Below are 23,636 nucleotides of genomic sequence, written 5' to 3' on the forward strand. Positions count from 1 at the left end.
CTGGAGCGGAATTCGTCTCAGCCTTGAGTGACGAACATGATGGCGCCGATGATGACGGTCAGAAGTGTCAGGCCGCCGAAGGCGGTGGCTGCGGTCTTGACCTCAGCGGCGTTGTCGGTCATCTCCGAGGCGTAGCCGCCGTTCTTCGCTGCTCGCATCTTGTACAGCGCGAAGATCAGTTTCACGCCGACACCGCCCATTGCGAGTGCCCAGATGGTGCCGAGCACGCGGACCCAGACGTTCTGGAACGCAGGTCCGAGGAACTCGAGGGTGGGGGTGACCCCTTCGAACGGGTTCTTCGACTTCGGCGCGTCCTGAGCTGCGGCAGGAGCGGCGGTCATGATTGCCAGGGCGATGGTGCCGGAGGTGATGGCCGCCGCCCGACGCAGCCGGCCGCCGCTGGTGGACGGGCTCACCGGTGTGTTCTGTTCGTTCATCGTGTTCCCTTTCGATGTGGTGTCTGGCTGTGGTGCAGTGGTTTTCAATCCAGGCGCCCGCGACTTCGCGGGTGGGGTGGAGTTACCGGGCGAGGACGGAGAGGGCGGGGGTTCGGCCGAGGTTCCGGCTCGTACTCCGCGTATCGGTCCTCGTACTGCGCGACCGGTTCGGGTCGGGCTGTACGTCGAATAACTTCCGGAGGACGTTGGATCTGCTCGGGGGTGTACGGGTCGGCGTACTCGGCAGCGCGGCCGTACACGCTGGCAGCGAGAGCATCCGCGATTTCGGCGGCGACATTGGTGTAAGCCTCGATCGTGGACGGAAGGAGACGGTCGTAGACGATGCGCTCCCCAGTCGCGAACGACGGCTCGTAGGGAACCCGGATGACGTTCTCTTCCGGAAGGCCCAGTCGAGCCAGTCCCTCGACGAGTTCAGGCTCGAGGGTGGGATCGGAGCCGGGTGTCACGACAGTCAGCACGATCGCGGAGGACACCAGATGGCCGAAGCCGCGGGCGATGATCCCTTTGAACATCCGCAACGCCATCTTTGTCATGTCGAGGCGCAGCGGCAGGGGAACGACCAACAGGTTCGAGTGCTGCACGGCCCATTGCCAATTCGCGGCCACAGGTTCGTTGCCGGTGTCGATGAAGATCAGGTCCCGATGACGGCGGAGTACAGCCATGATCGCCGCGCACTCGTCCCAGCCGATGCCATGATCGCGTGAGGTCGAAGTGTCGGCTCCGAGGACTTCGTCGTGCGTGGGTTGAAGCCGCAGGAACCTGCCGAGCGCACCCGACACGGCTCCCGCAGAGGTGAGATCGCGGGCGTTCTCGAGAACATCCCAGGGGCCGACGTCGGGATCGGTGGGATTGGCCGCGCGGTCTCCGAGAGTCCCGGTGGACTGGTTGGCATCCCACGCGACAACGCCGTGGCGGTGCGAACCGAAGGTGTTGGCCAGGGTCAGGGTCGTCGAAGTCTTTCCGGCATCACCTTTGAGGCTGATCACCGAGACGACCATGCAACCGGGTAGCGGCTGCTGAACGCGGGTGACGGATTGGCGGAACCGCACCTCCGCCGAGTCAGGCTTCGGCGCCATCTTCATGCCGACCGCCGCGTTGACACGTCCGCGCCAGCCCCATGTTGCGGGGCTGTCGTCGACTTCGCTTGTCTCCCGCTCGAACCGGTAGTCGAATTCGGGTTCGTCGTTCTCTGCCAGCGCGTCCTGCCCGACCGCATACGGGTCGTCGTATCCTGCCGACTCGTCGACCAACTCGGTATCGCCGGATTCGGCGGCTGACTCGATCTGCGGGGCTGGTTCAGGAGTCTCGATCGGGGCGGTCTCGGCTTCGGGCCGAGATTGCCGACGTAGACGCTGGCCGCGCAGGTCAACGGCCTTTTCGGTGGTGTAGGTGTCCTGGTGCTCGTCGTAGGGGTCAGGAGCGCTCACGGGAGTTCCTTTCGGGGAGGGGGTGGTTCCGGGGACGTTCTTCTCGCTGGTCATAGCTTTTTAAGGTCGTCGACTGCCCACAGACCGCCGCGACTGACGACCAGGACGGCGACGATGGCGGTGTCGACGCCGACGATGGAGCCATCGGACGCAATCGCGGTCTGTTCGACCTGATACATCCGGTGCACCGCAGTCGCGGTGTCCACGGCGCCCTGGTTCGGTACCGAGCTGACCGTCGGCCAGACCTGCGCGTCCTTCGCGGCCCATTCGAGCCACTGACCGCCGGGGCTTCCGGTCGGGGTGGTTCCGGTGACATCGCCGAGGAAGCGTTCGGTGAGCAGGTCGCCGGTGCGGGCGGCCGCGTCATTGGGTCCGCGATCGTCAGCGGTATTCCAGGTGAACCAGGTGGTGACCACGGCGTCGGCAACGGCAGCCGGATCGCTGCGGTCCACGATGGCGACCTGTTCGGGCGCGTGTTCCGGAACGGTGGCCGCAGGCCGTGTGGGCTCGGCCGCCGAGGTTTCGTTCGGGGACCATTGCTGCGCCCGTGCGCCCGTCGTGGTGGACGGGCCGGTTGCGGTGCCTTCCGTGCCCGAGGAGCACCCGGCCAGGGCAATAGCGACGGCAGATGCAGCGGCGGCGGCCGCGAGGTGGCGTTTCACGACTCGTCCTCGATGAACAGATCCGACAACCGAATCGCCTGCCACGCCTGGTAACCAGGCTCTTCGCACCAGTCCACGGCCCGGTTGTTGTCGGTGATGTCGAGGTCGAGTGCAACACCGTGCTTGGCTGCCATACCGGCGAGGGAGTTCCCGTCGATCTCCGGATTGGAGATGTGCAGGAGCAACCGCACCGCGGGAACGTTCGCGTCCTCACGCGCTTTGCCGGCGAGGAATACCGCCTTACCGGCTGCGGAGTCGTCTGCCGAGCGCTGGTTGCCTTCCTTGAAGACCGTGTCGTTCTTGTGGAACGTCCCGTACCAGGCCGCGTCGTCGACCGGTCCGAGTACAGCGAAGCTGCCCCGCTCGTCACCGGCGGCGAACAGTTCCACCAACGGTGCGGTGGCGGCGGCTTCGGCGATCTCCTTCTTGCGTTTGGTCGCTTCCGCGTCGCGGAGTACGTCGTAGTCGAGATCGAGTTGTTTGACCAACTCGCGCTTGACCTTCGGCCACATGCTGCGCGAGAGCAGTTTGTTCTTCTTCGCCCACGCGCGGATCTCTGAGGAATCGCTGGTGCGCAACTCGTCAGCGGCGGCGCGTACTGCGTCGGCGGCCTGTTCCCATTCGGTGGCTGCGGATACCGTCATTTCTGGGATCTACCTTTCTTCGGGTGAAACTTCATTCCGGGGTGGTCATCGGGTTGCGATGTTCTGGTCTGGGTTGTTCTGTCAGGCAAAGCGTTTCGCTGCCAACCCGGAGGATGGTGGGGTCCAGTCGGAGATTTTGACGACATCGCCCGATTGCGGAGCTTCGACGACCTTGCCGCCGCCCATCCAGATGAAGATGTGGCCGCTGTGGGGTTGGATGATGTCGCCGGGTCGCAGGTCGGCGGGGTTGGTGATCGAGGTTCCGCGGGAGTCGTCGATCTGCATCTGATCCTGGTGAGGGAGGACCGTTCGGCCGCCCGTGGCTTGCGCCACTGCGTATTTCACCAGTCCGGAGCAGTCGAACCCGATCTTGTTGAAGTCTCCGAAACTGTCTGCCACTCCCCCGTCGCGGACGCCGCGCGTCGGTCCGTTCTCGTCGCCGCCGCCCCAGGCATACGGGGTGCCGAGCCACCGCAGTGCGGTATCGACGACGGCCGAGCCGGTGGACGGGCCGCCTGGAATCGGGCCCGCCGGGGCGGACGTATCGGTGAATTCCTCGATCGCGAACTTCTGAATGTTGGTGACGTAGCCGCGTGTTTCCTCGTTCTGGCAGACCTGGCCCTGCGACAAGGTGTTTCCGGGGCCGCAGTTGTACATGGACAACGTCAGCGGAATCAGCTCGCCTTGCAGGCGGCCGTCAGCCATCGCCTTTTTCGTCAGCTCGAGCATCTTGCAGTCGTAGGACGCCATCGACATCGCAGCGTCGGCCGGTGAGCGCATGTCGAGCTTTCCGTCCCCGTCCCCGTCCACGCCTTCCTGTGCAGCAGTTGAGGGAAGGAACTGTGCCGGGCCGTCCGCACCGGAGTCGTTGTTGTGCGCGTTGACGTTGAAGCCGCTTTCCTGCTTGAACTGCCCTGCCAGCAGCGGAGCGGTGATCTCGGGGCAGGTCCCGGCGGCTTTGAGGATCCACGGTTCGAACTCCGCAGGTACGCTGCCCGGCTTGAGTCCCCCGCCGCCCAGACTCGGTCCACCGCACCCGGCACCTGCCGGAAGTGGAGTGATAGCGGCAGCGTTGACGATCGCGGGAGACGGAACACCCGTGCCGGGCGCGGGAGCCGGTGCGGGTCCGGACGGCTCGGCAGCACCGGCGAGCCACGGTGCGGGATCGGTTGGCGTTCCGGCGCCGTCGGGAAGTCGGCCACCCTCCCAGACCTCGAAATGCAGGTGCGGGCCTGAGGAATCGGCTTCGTTTCCGACAGCGGCGATTTCCTGACCGGCGGTTACCTGATCACCGGTCTTGACCTTGATCGTCGAAGCGGCCATGTGGCCGTAGACGGTGGAAATCCGCTTCCCGTCGACGTCGGTGTCGATGATGACCCAGTTCCCGAACCCCGACGCGGGGCCGGCCTCTGCGACGACACCGGAGGTAGCGGCATAGATCGGAGTACCGAGCGGGCCGGCGAAGTCGGTACCGCGGTGCATGGAACCACCGCGAGGACCGAAACCCGACGTCAGTTGGTAGGTACCGGCCTTGAGCGGCTGCGTTTTGGTTCCCGGAGCTGGTGCCACGGATCCGGTAGTTGCGGTTGTGGGCAGGCAATCGTTGGAAGGTTTGGGATTGTTGTCCGTACCGAACATGACGAAACCGAGCATCAGGACCACTGCGACGATGACGCCGCCAGTGGCCTTGAGGCCGGTCTTCGTCGAGCTGGGTGAATCACCCATCGTCATGTCCTTGTCGTTGTGTCGTGCCGTGCCCGCCTGGGCAACGTGTGGGACCTATCGCGGCCCGAGAGGGCCGTGAGTATGAGGAGTGGGGAGGTGAACGTCAAAAGCTCTCGCCCAAGAGCGTTTTCGGTTCACCCGCCGCCGCGCGCTAGCCGCCGATCGCTTGTCGGTAGATGTCGACCATCGCGTCCAGAGCGGTTCGCTTTCCGTCGATCAACCACTGCCCGTAGGACTCGTGAACGCGGGAACCGAGGAAACTCGCTGCGGTGAATCCGGCGTCGACGACCGAGGTCAGTGCTTGCGCATCCTGGGAGGTCACCGTCGCCAGGACCGAGTTACCGAGACCGACGAAGTCGGAGTTCTGTGCCTGCGCACCCATCAACGTGGTCATCGAATCGGCCGGTTCGTGGAGCTGCTCGGCGGTCATCTTCTGCCCCGGTGTCAGGACACCGAGCGCAACGTTCGCAAGATCCACACCGATCGGGAGGAGCTGCCCGAGGGCCAGGACGTTCCCGGTTTCGGCGACCTGCCACGCGACTTCCTGGAGCTGCCCGACGTCGCGGGCGAGGCGGATGATGTCGACGTTGCCCAGCAGGTTCGCCACCAGCGCCGCCGAGGCGGCTGTGCCGGACGGATCGGGGATCAGTGCCAAGATCCGTGACACCGATTTCAGGTCGACCCCGGCCGCCATCTTCACCAAAGGCGAGAGTTGGTTGTTCAGCTCCCCCGCGACCCGGTGCGCTTCTTTGACGTTGCCGGCCAACAGATGGCCGGGAAGTATTTGCAGGTTGGCCGCAACCGCGTTGTAGTCCACCGAGGTCACACCCGAGACGACGCCGAGGATCTGGTTGATGATCGTCACCGGTTGGATCGCGGAGAGGATCGACGTGGCGGTGGTGAGTTGATCGGTCGGTGTATCCGCCAGCGGAGCCACACCGTTCGACAAGCTCTGTGCGGGACCAGTCAGACCCGCGTACGTGCCGCCGGTACCGGTGCCACCACCCGAGAGGATGCTGTTCGCCAACGTCACCACCTGGTCAGCAGCATCCAGAACCTGCGGAACGTCGACCTTGTCGAGCGCATCGACGACCGAGTTCGTGGCGGCCTCAGGAGAATCAGCCGGAGCGCTGCGCAACCCGTCGCGCGCGGCCGGGTTCGCTGCCATCCATGCCTGTGTCTGTTGGACCGGCTTGAAGGTTCCGGCCAACAGTTGCGCTTGCTGACGAACCGCGGCGACATCGACCGCCGCCGACGTCGAGGTGGGAGCGCCTGCGCTTTGCAGCTTCTCCACCGAGGTCGCCAACGCGGACGCTGCCCCTGGAGCAGCCGCGAGATCCGCGTAACCGTAGTTCGAGGTCACCGCGCCCAAGAACTCCGACGCGTTCGCGGTTCCGGCGCCTGCCGAGGTATTCGCAGTTTCGGCGGCCGCCGGAGTCGACGCCGGCTTCGCAGCCGTGTCGGTCGAGGTCTGACCTGCGACGGACGGAGTCGTTGTCGCCGAGACAGCAGTCGCGGTGGTCGGTGCCACTGTTCCGGGTGGGTTGGCAAGCACTCGTCCCAACGACGCCAAGAATGAATCCTTGCCGGTGTTGGTGTTGCAGTACTTGTCTTCCGGGTGGCAGATGTCGAAGACCCGACCCGACAGAGCGCCGTAGCCCTCGGCGGCCGGACCGGCGATGCCCTGTCCGTCGAGCTTGGGGCCGACGACCTGCGAACCGGCGGTGCCGAGCTTCGGATTGGCGAGCATGACCGCAGCGAGAACGGACGCGGCGGGAACGGGGCCGCTGCCTGCCCCGATGTTGACGGCGACGTCGTTGGCGACCTGTGCACCTTGTGAATAGCCGCCGATGACGAACTTCGAGTTCGGGCACTGCTCCATCGCGGTCGCCATTGCCTGATCACCGGCGGTCTTCGAGGCCGAGTAGGTCATGCCGGACTGCAAAAACGCTTCGGCCGGGTACGACGGATAGATGGCACGGAAGGTGTTGGGCCCGTACATCGTTTCGAGCTTCTCCCCTACCTGGCCCAACATTCCGGCAGGCTTCGACGGATCGGCGTCGGCGCGGGTCTCGGTCGTTCCGGGAGCGAAGACACCGATGTACTTGGTGCAGCCCGCCGCAGTGGACGGTGCGGCGTTGGCCAGGAGCGGTGCGGCCGCGAATCCTGCGACCAGCGTCGAAATGATGGCGAACGCCGACGCGAAGCGGGCGGTGGAAGAGATATTCATCGGATTCCTTCTGCATCAGTGATGGAGGTGATGAAATGCCGACCGTCGATCACGGCGGTGGTGATGCGCTGATACAGCGACGCGCCTTTGCCGGAGGGGCGGGTCTCGTCCAGCTCCATTGCGTACGTCCCAGCAGTCACGCCGGTCACCGTCATGCAGTAGGTCGTTCCTTCCGGCGTCGCATTGATCGCCGACTGCATGTCCGCTGCGAAGGGAGCTGCACCAGGGGTGAGTAGCGCGATCGCTGCATCGGCAGAGCGCAGCGTGTAATACGCGTGTTCGAACGCTGCGATCACACCCTCGCCGCTGTTCTGATCACCAGCAGACACCGGGCATCCGGCAGGTTCCGGAGACGGTGTAGTCGACGGTGTCGCAGCGGAATTGACGATCTCGCTGATGTTCGACGGCTCGTCGTCGGTGACCCGGCCGATGACCGACGCAGCGCCCACGACGACCCCGACCAACAACACCAGCACCGCGATCGCCAGTGCCGTCACGGCCGCGACCTGACGGCGAGGTGTCCGCGCATGCGGCATACGAGGACGACTTGGGAGGCGGACTGGGCGGGTACCAGTTCCGCCGGTCGCGCTACGTACCGCCGGTTTAGGGGTAGATCCCTTCGAGCCAAACATCGTTTCAAACTCCTTCTTCGACCAGGCAATCCATGTCAGATGGCCGGGACGGGCGTGCCCGTCCCGGCCAATCCGGCTATGCCTGTGTGCCTGCTCCGATTGCATCGCTGATCAGCTGCGATGCCAGGCCAGGGCTGGCGTTGGTGAAGAAGTCCGTGAGGGCTGTGTCGACCTGTTCGATGATCTGCTCGCCTCCGGGCTGGGCTGCGACGAAGTCTCGGGCCTGCTGGTCGATCGCGGGTGCGGCGGCGACGGTGTCGCGGACGGTGGTGGCCACTGCCTGTCCGACGGGGCCGGAGTTCTCCCAGTCGGTAAGAACGTTCTGCGTCTGAGTGGTCACGGCAGGCTGGTCGATGTCGGGGATCTGGTCGCTGACATCAACAGGTTCTCCCAATTCGCCTGCGCCGTAGGCGGTTGCGGCCGCAACGCCTGCGATGCCACCGCCGACTGCGCCGATCGCCGCTGCGGGAACGCCCAGAGCCGCTGCACCGATACCTGCTCCGGTGGCTGTGCCCACCACACCAGCAGGCACGGCACCGATCGGCGTGAGAACGGGGCTGAACAAGCCGAGGGCCGACGTTCCGCCGATGGTTCCGCCGATCAACGCGCCCACTGTTGCTGCGGGTACACCAACGGCGGCGGCTCCGGCCAAAGCGCCACCGGCACCACCGGCCAGTTGTGCGGCGGCGATGCGGCTCGCGCGGTCGACGGGGACACCGATCGAGGCGTAGAAGGTTGAGACCTGGCTTTCGATGACGGCCGAGGTGTTGTTGGTGCGGGCGAGATCGTCGTCACTCATCCAGGTCTTCTGCTCGAAGACCCAATCACCAATGCGACCCTTCTCTTTCGGCGCGATGATCGGTGCGACGATCTCGACGGGTCCGGGCAAGTGAATGTTGCCGTAGTCGATCGGTGCGACGCTGTAGTCGGCCGGGGCCGTGTAGGTGCCGGAATCATAGTCCCAGTTCGGCAGCGGCTGCGACGGAACGTTCGCGTACTCTGCGGGCGGCGGCACCCAGTAGACCGGCTCGGGTACAGGCTCGGTCGAGGGTGCAGGTGCAGGTGCAGGTGCAGGTGCAGGTGCAGGTGACGGGGCAGTGACTCCGGGCTGTCCCGGTGCAGGCCCTGTTACCCCTGGCTGCGGGGCTGCCACCGCTATCCCTGCCGTTGCGAAAGTGGCCACAACCAGAGCGGTGAGGGTGCCGGCGGCGATGACAGGCGCGGACGGTGCGCGGTGGCGACCGGTAGGTCGAGACTTGTGGTGCTTCATTGTGTGGAACCTTCCAATTGGGTTGTAAATACGGGGAATTGATGCGGACTGAGGTGGCGCTTACGCGGCCACTGTTTCCGATGCGTTGGCATCAGAAAGCGGGGAGGGGTCCTGCGCCGAAGGCAGCGAGGACCGATGGTGAGGAACAAGTGAATGGCCAACGGGGCAGACTCGGGTGCCGGGAATGCTCACCGAAATGCATGTGTGGCCCAGGCTCCTGCCGGCACACAGCGAGCCCGCCCGGCCTCGAACTTGGAGTTCACCCCACTCTTTCGTTCTCACAGCTCCCCCGATTCGTTGGATGTGTCCGGCCCAGGTGACGGCCCGAGCCGGACACAAGATCAACCTATGAGGGTCAGTCTATAACAGTCAGTTTAAAACGGCTAGACAGTAGGGGTAATCCCACGATGGCTAATCTTCACGCCTAGGTGAATCGCACCGAACACGAGTGGACGGGGGATGAGTGGGCAGGAGATCCGTTCGCGGCTTTCAACCCAACGTGCTCCGTGATCGACGGTTGGAGCGAGGATTCACTCAAGCCGAACTTGCGCGCATTCTTGGTTTGACGCCCGGCGCAGTCAAAGCATGGGAAGCGGGTAGAGGCACGCCCAAGATCGAGACACTCGTTAAATTGGTCGACCCTAGCGTGCTCGATATCGATATTTCCGCTTTGGTTTCCGTACCCAAAGGAGAGACCTTCCTTGGCGACCTTCGCACCCTGCGGCTGATCACACAGTCTCAACTTGCCGAGCGGATCGGTCTTTCCCAAACCATGATGGGTGCCCTCGAGCGCGGTGAGATCAACCTCAGCGAGGATGTCGCGGAGATGCTCGCCGCTGAGCTCGACTACTCCCTCAGCGATATTCGTTCCGCATTCAACCGCGCGAGAAGCAGACCTCCGCACACCCCTGTGTGAAGAGTGCGCGGATCGCATTCTCGATGCACCGCACGAATCGCACGCCGCGATAGGCGCGTCTTCTACCGTCATGCGGCGAACTTTTCCCGATTTTCCACACCACGGTTCGATTCCGCACCAAGCAACACGCTAAGTTTGCAGGTCCGGGCACTTCGGACAAATATTCCGCACGCGGAACTTTGTTGGGTGCGGAATTGGGGAAACGGCAGGAAAACAGTGGCGCGAGGATTCAAGTGACGGACCGGAACCAGTTCGCAGGAAGACTGAGTGCACTCTGGGCGGCCGCGAATAATCCGACGCTCAAGGCAGTAGCAGCGAGGGCGAAAGAACGTAGCTCCGAGGGTCCGAGCTACCAGCGCATCAGCGATTGGCGGCGCGGAGCCCGCGTCCCTGAAAAGTTCGAATCGCTCGAGCCTGTCCTCTGGGTACTTATATCGGCGGCGAGGGCGAAATCGATACAGCCTTCTGAGCATGGTCTGTATGACATGGCGGTGTGGAGGGAATGGTGGGCAGAGGCGCAGACCGGTAGCAGGCAAGGCCCGGACGCGTCGAAAACAGCGCCAATTGCCTGCCCATATCTCGGCCTAGCCTCGTACACAGTCACAGATCGTGACCGTTTCTTCGGACGCGAACGCAGCATCGACGAAGCTGTCTCCACCCTCCAAGGCGCCACTACCCCCGGGTTGTTCGTCCTATATGCAGCCTCCGGGACTGGTAAATCTTCGCTTCTTCACGCCGGTATCGCGGGGCGTGCAGCTACTCACGGGTTGACGTGGGGATCTACGGAACCGTGGAGCATTGAGACCGTAGACCCCGGCCCGGACCCCTTCGGCGCGCTTACCCGCATTTTCCCGCGCATACGAGAAGCCGAGTCGAGCGACGACTACCGGGAGTTGCTCGATGACTACTTCGCTGATTCCGAGAACGATGCCCTACTACTCATCGTCGATCAGTTTGAACAGGTACTCACAGCGGGTGCGAATGACGCGACCCGCGACGAGTTCATAGATCGACTCGACCGTCTCTCTCGCGTGGTCAGCTCAACGAGCACCATACGAGTTGTAATCGGCGTACGAGCGGACTTCGTGCCCGAATGCTTGCAACACGCTCCCCTTGCCGACGCTCTACAGCACAGGCAGATCGTGCTCGCGCCTATGAGCTCCGAAGAGCTGGCCGAAGCCATCAAACTGCCGGCAGCCGCCGCGAACGCTGACCTCGAACAAGGCTTGTCCGAACGAATCATCAGTGATCTCGACGCCACACGAGTAGGGCACAATCAGAGCGTTCTCCCTCTGATGTCCCACGTGCTTGAAAGCATGTGGATGCACCGTGACCCCGCCGGAAACCTCACACTTCGAGCGTATGAAGCTGCCGGAGGAATCGAAGGTTCCGTCAACCGCGCCGCCGAAAACGCCTGGAAGGTGCTCGACGCCGACGATCGTGCAGTGGCGCCGGCCTTGCTGTTGAGGTTGGTTCAGATCGGAGACGGTGCCCGCGACACCAGGAGGGCTGTACCCCGCGCCGAGCTGCTACGCGTGGGCGGCGCGGATGCCCGGAACGGCCGGGTCATCGAAGCACTCACCACCGCTCGACTACTGACCGTCGACGACGACGGACTCGTGGCCTTTGCCCATGAAGTGGTCATCGACAGCTGGAACCGGTTGCACAACATGATCAGCGCCAACAGGGCGAGCAACATGCTTCGGCAGACGTTTGAACGCGACGCGGCCGAATGGGACCGGCGAGGTCGACAGTCCGCCGACCTGTGGGCAGGCGACAGGTTGCACGATGTCATCGCGCAACTCGACGATCACCCACTGACACCGACGGCGTACAGCTTTCGCCGGGATGCAATAAGGAAGCAAGAACGACGGAAGCTCCAAAAACGGGGCGCCGTGTCCGCGATCGCAGCCTTTATCGCGGTCTTGATGATCGTGTCCGTCTTTGCGTTCCGAGCGAGTGCGCGCTCAGAGGTCCTTGCATCGAGTGCACAATTCCGAGAAGTGTTATCGACAGCGGACCGACTACAACAGTCCAATCCGTCTCTGTCGGCGCAGCTAGTTCTTGCAGCCCGCGACATGCAGCCTGCCGAGACCGCCACCGCGTCCCGAGTTCTCGCTACTCAAGATGCACCGATGGCGACGCCGGCCACCGGGCATGAAAATGCGATCTACACCGCCGCATACCGACCTGACGGCAAAGTTCTCGCGACGGCGAGTGGAGACCACACAACGCGACTATGGGATGTCAGCGATCCACAAGTCCCGACACCGATCGGATCGCCGCTGGAAGGTCACACGAGCTTCGTCACCTCAGCCGCCTGGTCCCCTGACGGTGCGATGCTTGCCACTGCGAGCGGTGATGGCACAGTGCGACTCTGGGACGTACGCGATCCGCTCTCGCCCGAGGCAATCGGCAGCCCCCTGCAATCCGCCGGCGGAACCGTGTACGTGGTGTCGTTCAGCCCAGACGGACGCACCCTCGCCGCACCGAACGACGACGGAACCACAGGGCTGTGGGACGTAAGCAACCCGCAAGCAGCGTCTCTCCTCACTCCCCCACTTGCCGGACCAGCAGGTCCCGTCAGAACAAGCGCGTTCAGTCCGGACGGGAAACTCCTCGCGGTCGGCAGCGACGACAAAACAGTGTGGCTGTGGAACGTCAGCGACCCATCGAACCCCGTAATCGCAACAGCCCCGCTCACCGGGTTTGCCCGAGCGGCGCACTCGGTCGCGTTCAGTCCAAACGGCCAACTTCTCGCCGCCGGCAGCGACGATCGAACCGCCCGCGTCTGGAACATCGGAAACCCCGCGCAACCGACCTTGGAAGGGCCGCCTCTCACTGGTCACACCGGTGCGTTGTGGTCCATCGCGTTCGGACCGGACAGTCAAACGCTCGCAACCGCAAGCTGGGACGGCACCGCCCGACTGTGGAACCTCCGAGACCCTGCCCGCCCGCGCGCCCTAGGGCAGCCCCTTGCCGGCAGTAACGGGGGCATGATCACAGTCGCCTTCGCTCCCGACGGCGCAACTATGGCAACGGGAAGCCAGGACGGCGTCCTCAGGATGTGGAACCGCCCTACATCCGTCATCGACGCCCACACCGACCGTGTCATGACGCCGAGGTTCAGCTCGGACGGATCACACATGGCCACGGGCTCTGTCGACGGCTCGCTTCAGGTGTGGGACACCTCTGATCCCGATCACCCGATCGCACGGGGACGAGTCGTAGTGCCCAACGGCCAAATCGACAACTTGCAAATGTCACCGGATGGCCGAACCGTGCTGACAACGGGCGGAAACGATCGGGCAGTGCGGCTTTGGGATGCTTCAGACCCCGACACCATCCGTCCTCTCGGCCGGCTCGACCTCGAGACCAGATACGCGTATTTGATGGCGATCACTCCAGACGGCCGCACCCTAGTCACCGGTAGCAGCGACAATTCGCTCCAGTTCTGGGACATCACCGACATCGCTGCGCCCGCACCCTTGGGGCAGCCTGTGCCGGTCCCCGGCGACCTGCTCACCAACGCAGCCTTCTCGCCGGACGGCCGAACGCTCGCGATTGCGGCGTCGGGTACCAACGACATCACGCTCCTCGACAGCTCAGATCCGAGCCGTCCCGAGATGCTTCAACCACTGACCGGGCACACGAAGCAGGCCGAATCCGTTGTCTTCTCGCCGGACGGGAAAACCCTGGCCAGCGCTGGTGACGATCAGACGATTCGGTTCTGGGACGTAACGAAGCCAAGCGAGGCGCAAGGGATCGGCGACCCCCTGATCGGCCAATCAAGCACGATCCGGTCCGTCGCTTTCGCAACCGACGGGCGGACTCTGGCTTCGGGCAGCGACGAGGGAACCGTCCAGCTATGGGACACCACAAACATCGCAGCTCCCATCAAACTCGGCGGTTCCATCGCATCCATCGGAGCCACCCGGTGGTATATCGCATTCAGTCCTACTTCCAATCACCTCGCGGCAGGTGGAGAGGGCGGCGCCGTCCGGCTATGGAATCTCACTCAGCGCGCGGCAGAAACCCGAGTGTGTAGGAACACGAACAATGTTCTTACCGACGCGACGTGGGACCAACTATTCCCTGAACTCCCCTACCGAACCACCTGCTAACTCATCCTTGGAAAGGGCACTGTGCGCTCACCGACTGCACTTCAGACCGCAACGCCAATGCAGTTCGTCGCAGACGATCACGCACTCGACGTCGATGGTTCCAGCCTCCGCACCACCGCAGACCCTGACATCGCGGCGAAGGCAATAGCCGCCGAAACCCTCGATCGAATACGAGTGGTGCTCGACAGCTACCCCGCAGATCCGATCGTGTTGCTTTCAGGTGGCGTTGATTCGATCCTCGTTGCGGCGACCGCAGTCGCCCTCGGCACCGCACCGCGTGCGATCACGATCGTCGTCGACGGGGAAACCGTCGATCGAGCACCCGCGATAGCCGCTGCCGAAGCACTCGGACTGCGGCATGAAGTTGTTGTCCTGAGCTCATCAGACGTCGTCAGCCTCGCTAAATCGGCAGTCGTCGCTCTGGGAGTCAACGAATTGTGGGAGGTCGCAGCCGCTATCCCGATCCTCGCTGCCTCTGAATTGATCCGCCGATTCAGCGCAGCGTCCCCGGCGCCGGCAGCTGTTCTCACCGGCAGCGGTGCAGATGCAATTTTTGCAGGAGGCCGGGTGATCGAGCACCCGATCGAATCCGCCGCAGCGAACCGGGCTTTAGACGAAGTAGTTCGCACCGAGACGGGAACGAACTTCGTTCGCGATCGATTGGTCCCGGATTTCTACGAACGACTGCTAGGCGACGACGCCCAAGCACTCATCCATGTATTCCAGACAGAACGGTTCTGGCAACTCGCTGAACAACTAGCGCCACCCGCTCTCTTCGGCCACGTCACTGGCGCAGCGCACGACAAACTCGCAGTCCGGCTGGCATGTGAGCGCCTGCTTCCGGAAACTGCGCAGCACCTGGCCTGGACACGTAAATCCCCTATTCAACGGTCCAGTGGCCTTTTCGATGCGCTCGCTGATGCAGCGCGTGCCCGTGCCGCGCAGCTTCCAGGAGCAACGACCTACAGCAATCCGCTCACGGAACCGATGGAGTCCGTCGCAGTCAGGCTTTTTCTAGCCGATTTACACTGAACCATATAGAGCGAACGAATTGAACCGGCGTGTCGGCTGCGTATCTCGACATTTCTGCGGGAGTATTTGCAGGCAACACAATGCCCGCGCCACCGCGCGGACGAACTGGAAGGGGCTTGTCATGGCGAGAGGTCGTCCGAGTAAAGGCGAGCGGCGTCGTGTCGAGACGCGAGTGCCCGTGGATGTCAAAGACCGCCTCACCCTGATGCGCGAAGCTCGGGGACTGACTGAGAGCGAACTCGTCGCCGACATCCTCAGCGCTGCGGTAACCCGATTCGACCCGGCCGCAGTCCACACAGAGAGGCTGACGATGACCGCCTAATGGTGACCACAACGCCGAAGATGCGGAAACCCCGCTTCGGTCTCATATGCGCAGTTGATCGCCCTTAAAACGACGATATCCCCCGGTTGACGGGCCGGGGGATTCGGATGTCGTAAGAAACGAGTTGACGCTCGGATCTTAGGGTCTTGCTGCTTTCCCCGAAGGGACTGTCTTGCGCGACAGGTCTCAGGGTACATCGCGTCCTGATGCAAAATCCATAACCGATTTTTCGCGTGTCTCAGCGATGGAGCACACGCCCGCACCCATACAGCGCCCGTACTGCGGTAGCAGCCCTACGCGGCGCCGCTACGGAACCGCTCGTACACCCCGCAGGATGCAAGGGCACCTGTACGGGCACCAGTGCCATGCCCTGACGCCGATGCTGCTCAATACGCTCGGCAAGGAAGCCGCTTGCCGGCGCTATTGCAAGGTCGCACTCGCCCTCGAAGACGGCGCATACGGCGGCATCGCCCGCTGGCGGGGCGCCCAACATTGGGTCGAGATCGTCGTTCGGTGTGCGTTCACCGCCGAATACACACGGATTCGACCGGCACTAGTCCGGTCGTCTGGCGGCGGCATCAGCCTCAAGTCCTTGCTGGCAGTTGCCACCGTCATGGCCGAAGCCGCGGACTTCGACACCGGCCGCAACTCACGCTTGACCGTGGAAACCATCGTCGAACGCACCGGCAAGAAAGAGCGGACTGTTCAGCGAGCACGACAAGCTCTCAAGCTCCTGCGCGTGGCCACCGAGGTTCTCCGCGGCCGACTCCGCACCAAGGACGAGCGGTATGCCTCATGGAGGTTCAACGACAAGGCCCGTGGCTGGGCGTCTGTCTGGGCATTGCACCTGAGCAAGCCTGTGGATAAAACCCGCATCTTGGTCGCCGGTTCCATACAGATGGCACCCCACCCCCGCAGGGGTCACTTTAAGAGCTTTACCTCTCGTAGAGAGGTACTTAATACAAAACGATCTGTGGATAAACGAGCCGCTTCGCGGCGCAAGGAGTCAAAGGGGGATGTCGAGAAGGCCGAAGTCGTCCGGAAAGGCTTGTTACTCGCATCCAAATGGCTCAGCAATCCACGAACTCCCGTTTGGGCGCGCCGGCACACCCCCCGAGGTTGGGCTCCCGCGCTGGCCGAACCAGCTGCACATGGTTGGACGGCCGCGGATCTCAACGACGCGATCGACGCCTGGAGCAAGGCCACGCGGATGGCACCGGCCCCGAAGCACCCCATCGCGTTCATCCGTTGGCTCATGAAGCAGCAGGACTTGGCCTTCGCACCACACGTTCTCGCTCAGATAGCCGCAGACCAGGAAAAAGCCGAGCGCGAACGACAGGCAGCAGCATTCGAGGCCGAACGCAACCGCTACGCATCGGCCGCATCCGAGGACTCCCCCGGCCGCCAAGCTGCCCGTTTCGTCGCCCGCCGAGCCGCCGACAGCGCCCGCATCCGGAAGACCCAGGCATCCGCGCGCGAGAATGAAACCTCGCCCGTGTGGATCACCCATCTCTCAGATCGGGGTAAGCGATGAACGGAAAACGCCCGTCCGCAAAGCCACCCGTCAAACGCCGGCCGCTCTCCCCCTGCCAGACCGTCCCCCAGATCCACGAACGGTTGCGCACCGGCGCAAAGACGATCGTCATCGACCACCGCAACGACGAACCCCTAGAACTCACCGACGCCGAGCTGCCCGACGGCATCACCATCCGCATCATCGGCGTCTCACGCGTCATCATCACCCGACTGGCACCCGAAACGAAGCGCAGCGCCCAAATCGTGGCCACCGACGCGGCACGATCCCAAATCTTCGGGCACACAACTCTCTTCGCCTACGGAAACGCCCATACCGACGCATTCGACACCACACGCGTCCGCGCAACCAACCGCGCCACAAGCAACCTCGTCGACGAGGGGGTCGGGGAGCAGATTCTCGAAATCCGGCGCTAAGGATTTACGGCAGATAGTAGCGTACTATCTGCCGTAACTCGTGAGTCGTCCTGCCGCGATGGTCGTTCCGGAGATGGGCGACTCCGGAAACTATCTGCCGTAGTGCTGAAGGGCGGTCGGGGTGGGATCGGTGAGCTCGCTACCGGCGCGGGCCGCCGGGATCCGGCTGGCGGACGCGACGCGGACCTTTCTGGGCACGATCGCGGCGGTGAACACCCGCCGCGCCTACGCCTCGGCGTTGGATCGGATGGTGCGCGACTTCGGCGCGGACGGCGATGTCGGGTTGTTGAACCCGGATCGGGTGTCGGGGTGGTTCGACTACGTGTGGGGCGACAAGGCCCCCAAGACCTACAACCTCCGGCTGACCGCGGTGTCGGCGGCGTGCGCCTACTGACGCGATCAACAGTGGCTGACCGGCGATCCGGTGTCGCGCCTGCGGGCGCGGCCGAGTGCGCCGGACAACAGCAAGGCGATGACCGCCGCCGAGGTTGCGGAGCTGCTGGGCATGGACGCGGCCCTGCGCGAGCGGGTGTTCTGGTCGATGCTGTATGAGTCCGCCGCGCGGGCGGAGGAGATCCTGAATCTCGACATCGAGGACCTGGACACCGTGAACCGATGCGCCACGGTCACCCGCAAGGGCGGCGCCCGCGAGGTGATCTATTGGCAGACCGGCACCGCACGGCCGCTGCCCCGGCTGATCGCCGGACGGAAGTCCGGGCCGCTGTTCCTGACCGACCGCAAAGCCAAGCCGTCGGTCGCCAAGACCGACACCGACAACTCGACCGGCCGCGCCCGACTTTCCTACCGCCGCGCCGCGACGCTCCTCGAGGAGCACACCGAAGGGATGCGACGCGGACCGTTCACGCTGCACCAGCTGCGGCACTCGCGACTGACCCACGCCGCAGAGAAGGGCGCTTCCACGCCGATGCTGATGGCGTTGAGCGGACACACCTCGGTGCGCAGCCTGGTCAAATACGCGAAGGTCTCCGCCGAGGCGCTGGGGCGCTGGCAGGCCGAGACCGATCCCGCTGCGCGGCGGCGCTCCCGCTGAATCTCTCAGTAGCTGACGGTGACGAGTTCCGGCGCGTGTCTGCGTATCTTGTTCAGCACCTTGACTGTTCGGCCCGAGCGCATCTGCTCGAGGGGGGCCGAAAGAGACCAATCAAGTGCGGCACCGTCGATGGGTGTGGTCTTCCGCGTCCGGGAACTCATAGCCGCTGCCGGGCGTGCGTGGTCGTGGTGTTTGTCGGATCCGGCGGGGGCACGGCCGAGAGTAGGGCCGTGAGGTCGCGCGAGACCTCGCCGGGGTTGGAACAGCCGTGGGAGATGAGCGCGCGGGAGCGCGGCTTCGGTCAGGCCGTATCGGATATGGACGGCGTCGTGGTTCCCGGGAACTCGAATGTGCCGGAGTCGTCCGTCGGTCTACGTGCGTTGCGCGGAGTCGTCCCGAATCTCACTGCGGAGAACGTGTTTGAGGATCTTGCCGGAAGGGTTGCGCGGGATGTCACGGACGATCAGATCGCGCGGCAGTTTGTAGTCCGCGACGTATTCGGCGGCGTACGTCCGCAGCTCCTCGAGGGTCACCTCGCGACCGGGAACCGGGGTCACGATCGCGACGATGGTCTCCCCGAATGTGGCGTGGTCCAGGCCGACGACGGCAACGTCCTGGACGTCGGGGTGCCCCGCGAGGGCGTTCTCGACCTCGATCGAGTAGACGTTGCGGCCGCCGGTGATGATCATGTCCTTGAGCCGGTCGACGATCGTGATGAAACCGTCGGCGTCGCGGACGGCGAGGTCCCCGGTGTGCAGCCACCCGTCTCGGATGGTCTCGGCGGTGGCCTCGGGCTTGTTCCAGTAGCCCTTCATGATGGTCTCGCCGCGCAGGATGATCTCGCCGGTCATCCCCGTCGGGACATCGTTGCCATCCGGATCGACCAGCCGGAACTCGGCATTCGTGATCGGCCAGCGTCCCGTCGCATCGGGACGGACGGCGACCTCGTCAGGCGTGGAGTAGATGCCGGTGGGGCCACCCTCGGTCGGCCCGCACAGCTGGAAGAAGCCGACGTCCGGGAAGGTCGTCACGAGTTTCGCGACCGCAGTCGGCGGCATCGGTGCCGCCCCGAAGAAGCCGAGCCGCCAGTGCGAGAGGTCGCGCCGCTCGAGGTCGGGGACCGTCAACATCATCTGATACATGGTGGGAACACCGAGGAAGACGGTGATCCGGTATCGCTCGAGGGCGTCGAGGACGGCGGCGGGCTCGAATGCCGGCAACACGACGTGGGTGGTGCCCATCGAGAAGCCGCTGAGCACGAACAGCACCAGTTCGGCGCAGTGGTACATCGGTGCCACGTGCAGGTTCCGGTCGAAGGAGTTGACGCCGAGCGAGGACACCGCGTGGCCGACCCACAGCAGCCGGTGGTGATCGAACAGCGCACCCTTCGGTTTCCCGGTGGTGCCGGAGGTGTAGATGATCATGCAGTCGTCGTCCTCGCGCACCTCGACCTGTGGGTCGCTGTCCGGCATGGAGGACGCCAGCTGGACGAAATCGTCGAAGCCGTCCGCGCCGTCCAGCGAAAGCGCCGGGGCAGCGGGCGCCTGCTCCAGCTTGGCCAGGTCCCGCACCGCCGCGACGGTGTCCCCACCGAACAGCAGCACCGACGCGCCGGAGTCCTCGAGCAGATACGCCAGCTCCCGGGCCGTGGACCGCGGGTTGAACGGGGAGACGATCGCGCCGACCTTGAACGCGCCGTACAGCGCGAGGAGGAAGCGGTCGGAGTTCGGCGACAGCACCGCCACGCGGTCGCCCTTCTGCACGCCGAGGGACAGCAGCGCGTTGGCGTACTGGTTGATTTCCCGGTCGAGCTGCCCGTAGCTGCGCTCGACGCCCTCGAAGATCAGCGCGGGCCGGTCCGGGTGGCGGCGTGCGTTCAATGTCAGTTGTCCACCAAGGGTTGCCATGATTCTCCTATGATCGGCGGGTGGTCTGCTAAGCAAATGTGGGGGGACGTTTGGTGAGGACGGCGTCGGCGCCCTCGGCGAAATCCGGTGTGCCGATGAGTTCGATCTGTCCGGCTCGTTCACGCTCGAGGGCGTGGTCGAGGTGGCCCAGGGTGGACGCGGCGAGCGCCCGTCTGGTCAGTTCGAGGGCGCGCCGCGGCCCGGCTCCCAGCGTGCCGGCGACGGCCTCGACATGGGCCGCGAGCTGGTCATCCGGCAGGATCCGGGCCACCAAGCCGGTCTGGGCGGCGTCGGTGGCGGAAAGCCGCTGCCCGAGCAGCGCTAATTCTGTAGCCCGCGCCCGGCCGATCGCCGCGGCGACGAGCGCGGTCGCGCCGCCGTCGGGCATCAGCCCGATGCTGGTGAACGACAACAGGAAATACGCGCTTTCGGCGGCGTAGGTGAGGTCTGCGGCGCAGGCGAGCGCCACTCCGTACCCGACCGCGGGGCCGTTGACGGCGGCGATGACGGGGACCGGCGCGGAGACGATGCCGCGGATCACCCGGTTCGCGGCGTCCATCACCACCTCGGGTTCCTCGCCCGTCACCGCGGTCAGATCCGCTCCCGTGCAGAAGGCTCTTCCCGCGCCGGTGAGCACGATCGCGCGGGCACCGGTCGCTTCCGCCCCGCTGATCGCGGTGTCGAGTGCGACCAGGTCGTCGACGCCGAGGGCGTTCATGCGGCCGGGCCGGTCGATCGTGATGTGAAGCAGGCGGCCGGTGCGGACGGTCCGGATAGCGGTCGGGGTCATCGGATCAGCCGAGCCGCTCGATGATGGTGACGTTGGCTTGTCCGCCGCCCTCGCACATGGTCTGCAACCCGTAGCGTCCGCCGGAGCGTTCGAGTTCGTGCAGCATGGTGGTCATCAGCCGGGTGCCGGTGGCGCCGATCGGGTGGCCGAGAGCGATGGCGCCGCCGTTGGGGTTCACCCGCTCCGGGTCGGCGCCGGTCTCCTGCAACCACGCCATCACGACCGGGGCGAACGCCTCGTTGACCTCGAACACGTCGAAGTCGTCGATGCGCATGCCGGTCCGCTCGAGTGCCCGTTCGGTGGCGGGGATCGGTGCGGCGAGCATCATGACCGGATCGGCGCCGAGCACGGTCAGGTGATGGATCCGGGCCCGCGGAGCCAGGTCGTGGCGGCGTACCGCCTCGGCGGAGGCGATGAGCATGCCCGAGGCGCCGTCGGAGATCTGGCTGGCGACCGCGGCGCTCAAGCGCCCCCCCGGCGTGAGGCTCGGCAGGGCGGCCATCTTCTCCGGTGTGGTGTCGGCGCGCGGTCCTTCGTCGGTCGTCATCTGCTGGTAGGGGAGGATCTCGGCGGCGAAGCGTCCGCCGGCGATCGCCTGCAGCGCCCGGCGGTGGCTTTCCAGGGCGTACTGCTCCATCGCCTCCCGGTCGATTCCCCACTTTTCGGCGATCATCTCGGCGCCGCGGAACTGCGAGATCGTCTCGTCCCCGTAGCGGGCCCGCCACCTCGTCGAGCCCGAGTAGGGGTCGCGCACGCCGAACGCCTCGCCCGCGGTGACCGACGACATCAGTGGGATCTGGCTCATGTTCTGCACCCCGCCCGCGACGATGAGGTCGGCGGTGCCGCTCATCACGGCCTGCGCGGCGAAATGTACAGCCTGTTGCGAGGATCCGCACTGGCGGTCGATGGTCACGCCGGGCACTGTCTCGGGCAGGCCCGCAGCGAGGGCCGCGGTGCGGGCGATATCGCCCGCCTGCGGACCGATGTTGTCCAGGCAGCCGAGGATCACGTCGTCGACCGACGCGGGGTCGACACCGTTGCGTTCGACGAGTGCGCCGATCACATGGGCCGCGAGGTCGACCGGGTGTGCGGCGGCCAGTGCGCCGCGGCGGCGGCCTACCGGGGTGCGTGCCGCGTCGATGATGTATGCCTCTGGCATTGATGTCTCCGAATCGTCGTCTCAGGTGGTCGATGGTTGACGTGTGCGCGAGTGCAGGTAGGCGTCGAGCAGGACGGTCAGCACGACGCGGCCTTCGCTGTCGACCACGGTGCTCTCGGTGGTGACGAGGGCGCGTGCCCGGTCGTCGAACTGGATGTCGTCGATGACGACGGTGCCGGTCAGCACGTCTCCTGGACGCACGGGACGGCGGAACCGCAGATCTCGGATGCCGCGCCCGGCAATGGCCGCCCAGCTGTGCCCCACTGCGTCGAATGTCAGCCGTTGCAGGATCGCCAACGTGTGGATTCCACTGGCGATCAGGCCACCGAACTGGCCGTCCTGCGCCGCCGCCCGGTCGATGTGAAACCACTGGGGATCCCAGTGGGTGGCGAAGTCGACGAGTTCGGCCTCGGTCACCGTGTGTGAGCCCAAGTCGAAACGCTGGCCGATGCCCAGGTCCTCGGCGTATACAAGGCGTGTGTGCTCATGGTGCGATCCCACCTGCACGCCGACGGGTTTCACCGCGGCGCCATGCGGATCGCGCCGTCGAGGCGGATGGTTTCGCCGTTGAGCATCGGGTTGGTCACGATCGCCTCGACCAGCTGCGCGTACTCGGCGGGGTCGCCGAGCCGGTTCGGGTGCGGCACCTGCTGTCCCAGCGAAATCTGAGCCGCCTCGGGCAGCGTGCCCAGCAGCGGGGTCTTGAACAGGCCGGGCGCGATGGTGTTCACCCGGATCAGCAGCGACGCCAGGTCGCGGGCGATCGGCAGGGTGGCGCCGACGATCCCGCCCTTCGATGCCGAGTACGCGGCCTGTCCGATCTGCCCGTCGAAGGCCGCGACCGAGGCGGTGTTGACGATCACGCCGCGCTCGCCGTCGACGGGCTCGTTCTGCGACATCGCGTGCGCGGCGAGGCGGATGACGTTGAAGGTTCCGGTCAGGTTGACCTTGACGATCTTCTCGAATTCGGCCAGCGGGAACGGTCCGTTCTTACCGACGGTCTTGACGGCGTTGCCGATGCCGGCGCAGTTCACGGTGATTCGCAGTGAGGACTCCGCGTTGGCGCGCTCGACCGCCTCGGTGACCGCGGCCTCGTCGGTGACATCCGCCGGAGCGAATTCCACGGTGTCGCCGAGAGCAGCCAGCGCATCCGTGTTCGCGGTGGGCAGGTCGACGGCGATTACCCGGGCGCCCGACTTGGCGAGGGCGGTGACGGTGGCCAGTCCGAGGCCCGAGGCTCCGCCGGTGACGAGTGCGTTGGTTCCGGTGATATGCATGAATACTCCTGACGAAATAGGTTGAGAACATCGGGTTTTTGACAAAGTGAGGTGTGACTG

General features: G+C 64.9%; 21 protein-coding genes and 1 pseudogene. 9 read left to right on the top strand and 13 right to left on the bottom strand.

From position 1 onward, the window contains the following. Positions 1 to 17: 17 nt before the first annotated feature. The 8 genes from ATN37_RS02170 to ATN37_RS02205 all read right to left on the bottom strand — a co-directional run bounded on the left by ATN37_RS02170 (position 18) and on the right by ATN37_RS02205 (position 9,048). Positions 18 to 437 (bottom strand): hypothetical protein, encoded by a 420-nt coding sequence (locus tag ATN37_RS02170; protein WP_193595867.1) that lies wholly within the window; start codon positions 435 to 437, stop codon positions 18 to 20. 44 nt (positions 438 to 481) lie between these two features. Then, a complete protein-coding gene (locus ATN37_RS02175) occupies positions 482 to 1,885 on the bottom strand; it encodes a ParA family protein (protein WP_193595868.1) in 1,404 nt (467 codons plus the stop codon). A 50-nt stretch (positions 1,886 to 1,935) separates the two neighbouring features. After that, the gene (locus ATN37_RS02180) at positions 1,936 to 2,547 is read right to left on the bottom strand and encodes a hypothetical protein (protein WP_063316336.1); all 612 of its coding nucleotides are present in this window, start codon (positions 2,545 to 2,547) and stop codon (positions 1,936 to 1,938) included. Continuing rightward, the gene (locus ATN37_RS02185) at positions 2,544 to 3,191 is read right to left on the bottom strand and encodes a hypothetical protein (protein ID WP_193595869.1); all 648 of its coding nucleotides are present in this window, start codon (positions 3,189 to 3,191) and stop codon (positions 2,544 to 2,546) included. Before ATN37_RS02185 ends, ATN37_RS02180 begins: the two co-directional genes overlap by 4 nt. A gap of 81 nt (positions 3,192 to 3,272) precedes the next feature. Continuing rightward, positions 3,273 to 4,916 carry a peptidoglycan DD-metalloendopeptidase family protein gene (locus tag ATN37_RS02190; protein ID WP_193595870.1) on the bottom strand — a complete coding sequence of 548 codons (1,644 nt, stop codon included), beginning with the start codon at positions 4,914 to 4,916 and terminating at the stop codon, positions 3,273 to 3,275. Between the two features lie 151 nt (positions 4,917 to 5,067). Continuing rightward, positions 5,068 to 7,146, bottom strand: coding sequence for a cutinase family protein (locus ATN37_RS02195; RefSeq protein WP_193595871.1), 2,079 nt, complete (start codon positions 7,144 to 7,146; stop codon positions 5,068 to 5,070). After that, positions 7,143 to 7,643, bottom strand: a complete 501-nt coding sequence (locus ATN37_RS02200; protein ID WP_193595872.1) for a hypothetical protein — start codon at positions 7,641 to 7,643, stop codon at positions 7,143 to 7,145. The genes ATN37_RS02195 and ATN37_RS02200 overlap by 4 nt, the downstream gene beginning before the upstream one ends. Before the next feature lie 211 nt (positions 7,644 to 7,854). Then, on the bottom strand, positions 7,855 to 9,048 hold the full coding sequence (locus ATN37_RS02205) for an insoluble domain protein (protein ID WP_193595873.1): 1,194 nt from the start codon (positions 9,046 to 9,048) through the stop codon (positions 7,855 to 7,857). Between the two features lie 499 nt (positions 9,049 to 9,547). Between ATN37_RS02205 and ATN37_RS33100 the strand changes: the two are divergent. The 9 genes and pseudogenes from ATN37_RS33100 to ATN37_RS02245 all read left to right on the top strand — a co-directional run. Then, positions 9,548 to 9,676: pseudogene (locus tag ATN37_RS33100) on the top strand (helix-turn-helix transcriptional regulator); the annotation flags it as partial. Between the two features lie 18 nt (positions 9,677 to 9,694). Next, the gene (locus ATN37_RS32330; protein ID WP_050655185.1) at positions 9,695 to 9,964 is read left to right on the top strand and encodes a helix-turn-helix transcriptional regulator; all 270 of its coding nucleotides are present in this window, start codon (positions 9,695 to 9,697) and stop codon (positions 9,962 to 9,964) included. A 485-nt stretch (positions 9,965 to 10,449) separates the two neighbouring features. Next, positions 10,450 to 14,088, top strand: coding sequence for a WD40 repeat domain-containing protein (locus ATN37_RS02215; RefSeq protein WP_193595874.1), 3,639 nt, complete (start codon positions 10,450 to 10,452; stop codon positions 14,086 to 14,088). A gap of 57 nt (positions 14,089 to 14,145) precedes the next feature. Further along, complete coding sequence (locus ATN37_RS02220) at positions 14,146 to 15,120, top strand: asparagine synthase-related protein (protein ID WP_193595875.1); 975 nt, start codon at positions 14,146 to 14,148, stop codon at positions 15,118 to 15,120. Positions 15,121 to 15,241: 121 nt separating this feature from the next. Continuing rightward, complete coding sequence (locus tag ATN37_RS02225; RefSeq protein ID WP_128638045.1) at positions 15,242 to 15,442, top strand: hypothetical protein; 201 nt, start codon at positions 15,242 to 15,244, stop codon at positions 15,440 to 15,442. Positions 15,443 to 15,776: 334 nt separating this feature from the next. Continuing rightward, the gene (locus ATN37_RS02230; protein ID WP_256933105.1) at positions 15,777 to 16,976 is read left to right on the top strand and encodes a replication protein; all 1,200 of its coding nucleotides are present in this window, start codon (positions 15,777 to 15,779) and stop codon (positions 16,974 to 16,976) included. Then, positions 16,973 to 17,392: a hypothetical protein gene (locus tag ATN37_RS02235; protein ID WP_193595838.1), complete on the top strand. Its 420-nt coding sequence runs from the start codon at positions 16,973 to 16,975 to the stop codon at positions 17,390 to 17,392. Before ATN37_RS02230 ends, ATN37_RS02235 begins: the two co-directional genes overlap by 4 nt. Before the next feature lie 130 nt (positions 17,393 to 17,522). Beyond that, a complete protein-coding gene (locus ATN37_RS02240; protein ID WP_225330463.1) occupies positions 17,523 to 17,786 on the top strand; it encodes a hypothetical protein in 264 nt (87 codons plus the stop codon). Between the two features lie 78 nt (positions 17,787 to 17,864). Further along, on the top strand, positions 17,865 to 18,443 hold the full coding sequence (locus tag ATN37_RS02245) for a site-specific integrase (RefSeq protein WP_202916944.1): 579 nt from the start codon (positions 17,865 to 17,867) through the stop codon (positions 18,441 to 18,443). A 371-nt stretch (positions 18,444 to 18,814) separates the two neighbouring features. On the opposite strand, the gene ATN37_RS02250 is transcribed toward ATN37_RS02245, so the two are convergent. The 5 genes from ATN37_RS02250 to ATN37_RS02270 are packed head-to-tail and all read right to left on the bottom strand — an operon-like array spanning position 18,815 to position 23,576. Beyond that, entirely contained in the window at positions 18,815 to 20,350 is a 1,536-nt protein-coding gene (locus ATN37_RS02250) for a class I adenylate-forming enzyme family protein (RefSeq protein ID WP_011331209.1), read from the bottom strand. Between the two features lie 28 nt (positions 20,351 to 20,378). After that, positions 20,379 to 21,140, bottom strand: coding sequence for an enoyl-CoA hydratase (locus ATN37_RS02255; RefSeq protein WP_011331210.1), 762 nt, complete (start codon positions 21,138 to 21,140; stop codon positions 20,379 to 20,381). A 4-nt stretch (positions 21,141 to 21,144) separates the two neighbouring features. Next, entirely contained in the window at positions 21,145 to 22,299 is a 1,155-nt protein-coding gene (locus ATN37_RS02260) for an acetyl-CoA C-acetyltransferase (protein ID WP_011331211.1), read from the bottom strand. A gap of 21 nt (positions 22,300 to 22,320) precedes the next feature. After that, on the bottom strand, positions 22,321 to 22,821 hold the full coding sequence (locus tag ATN37_RS02265; protein ID WP_011331212.1) for a MaoC family dehydratase: 501 nt from the start codon (positions 22,819 to 22,821) through the stop codon (positions 22,321 to 22,323). Continuing rightward, entirely contained in the window at positions 22,818 to 23,576 is a 759-nt protein-coding gene (locus ATN37_RS02270; protein WP_011331213.1) for a 3-hydroxyacyl-CoA dehydrogenase, read from the bottom strand. The genes ATN37_RS02265 and ATN37_RS02270 overlap by 4 nt, the downstream gene beginning before the upstream one ends. Between the last annotated feature and the right edge of the window lie 60 nt (positions 23,577 to 23,636).

This window comes from Rhodococcus sp. MH15, assembly GCF_019266045.1.
Lineage (GTDB): Bacteria > Actinomycetota > Actinomycetes > Mycobacteriales > Mycobacteriaceae > Rhodococcus_F > Rhodococcus_F qingshengii.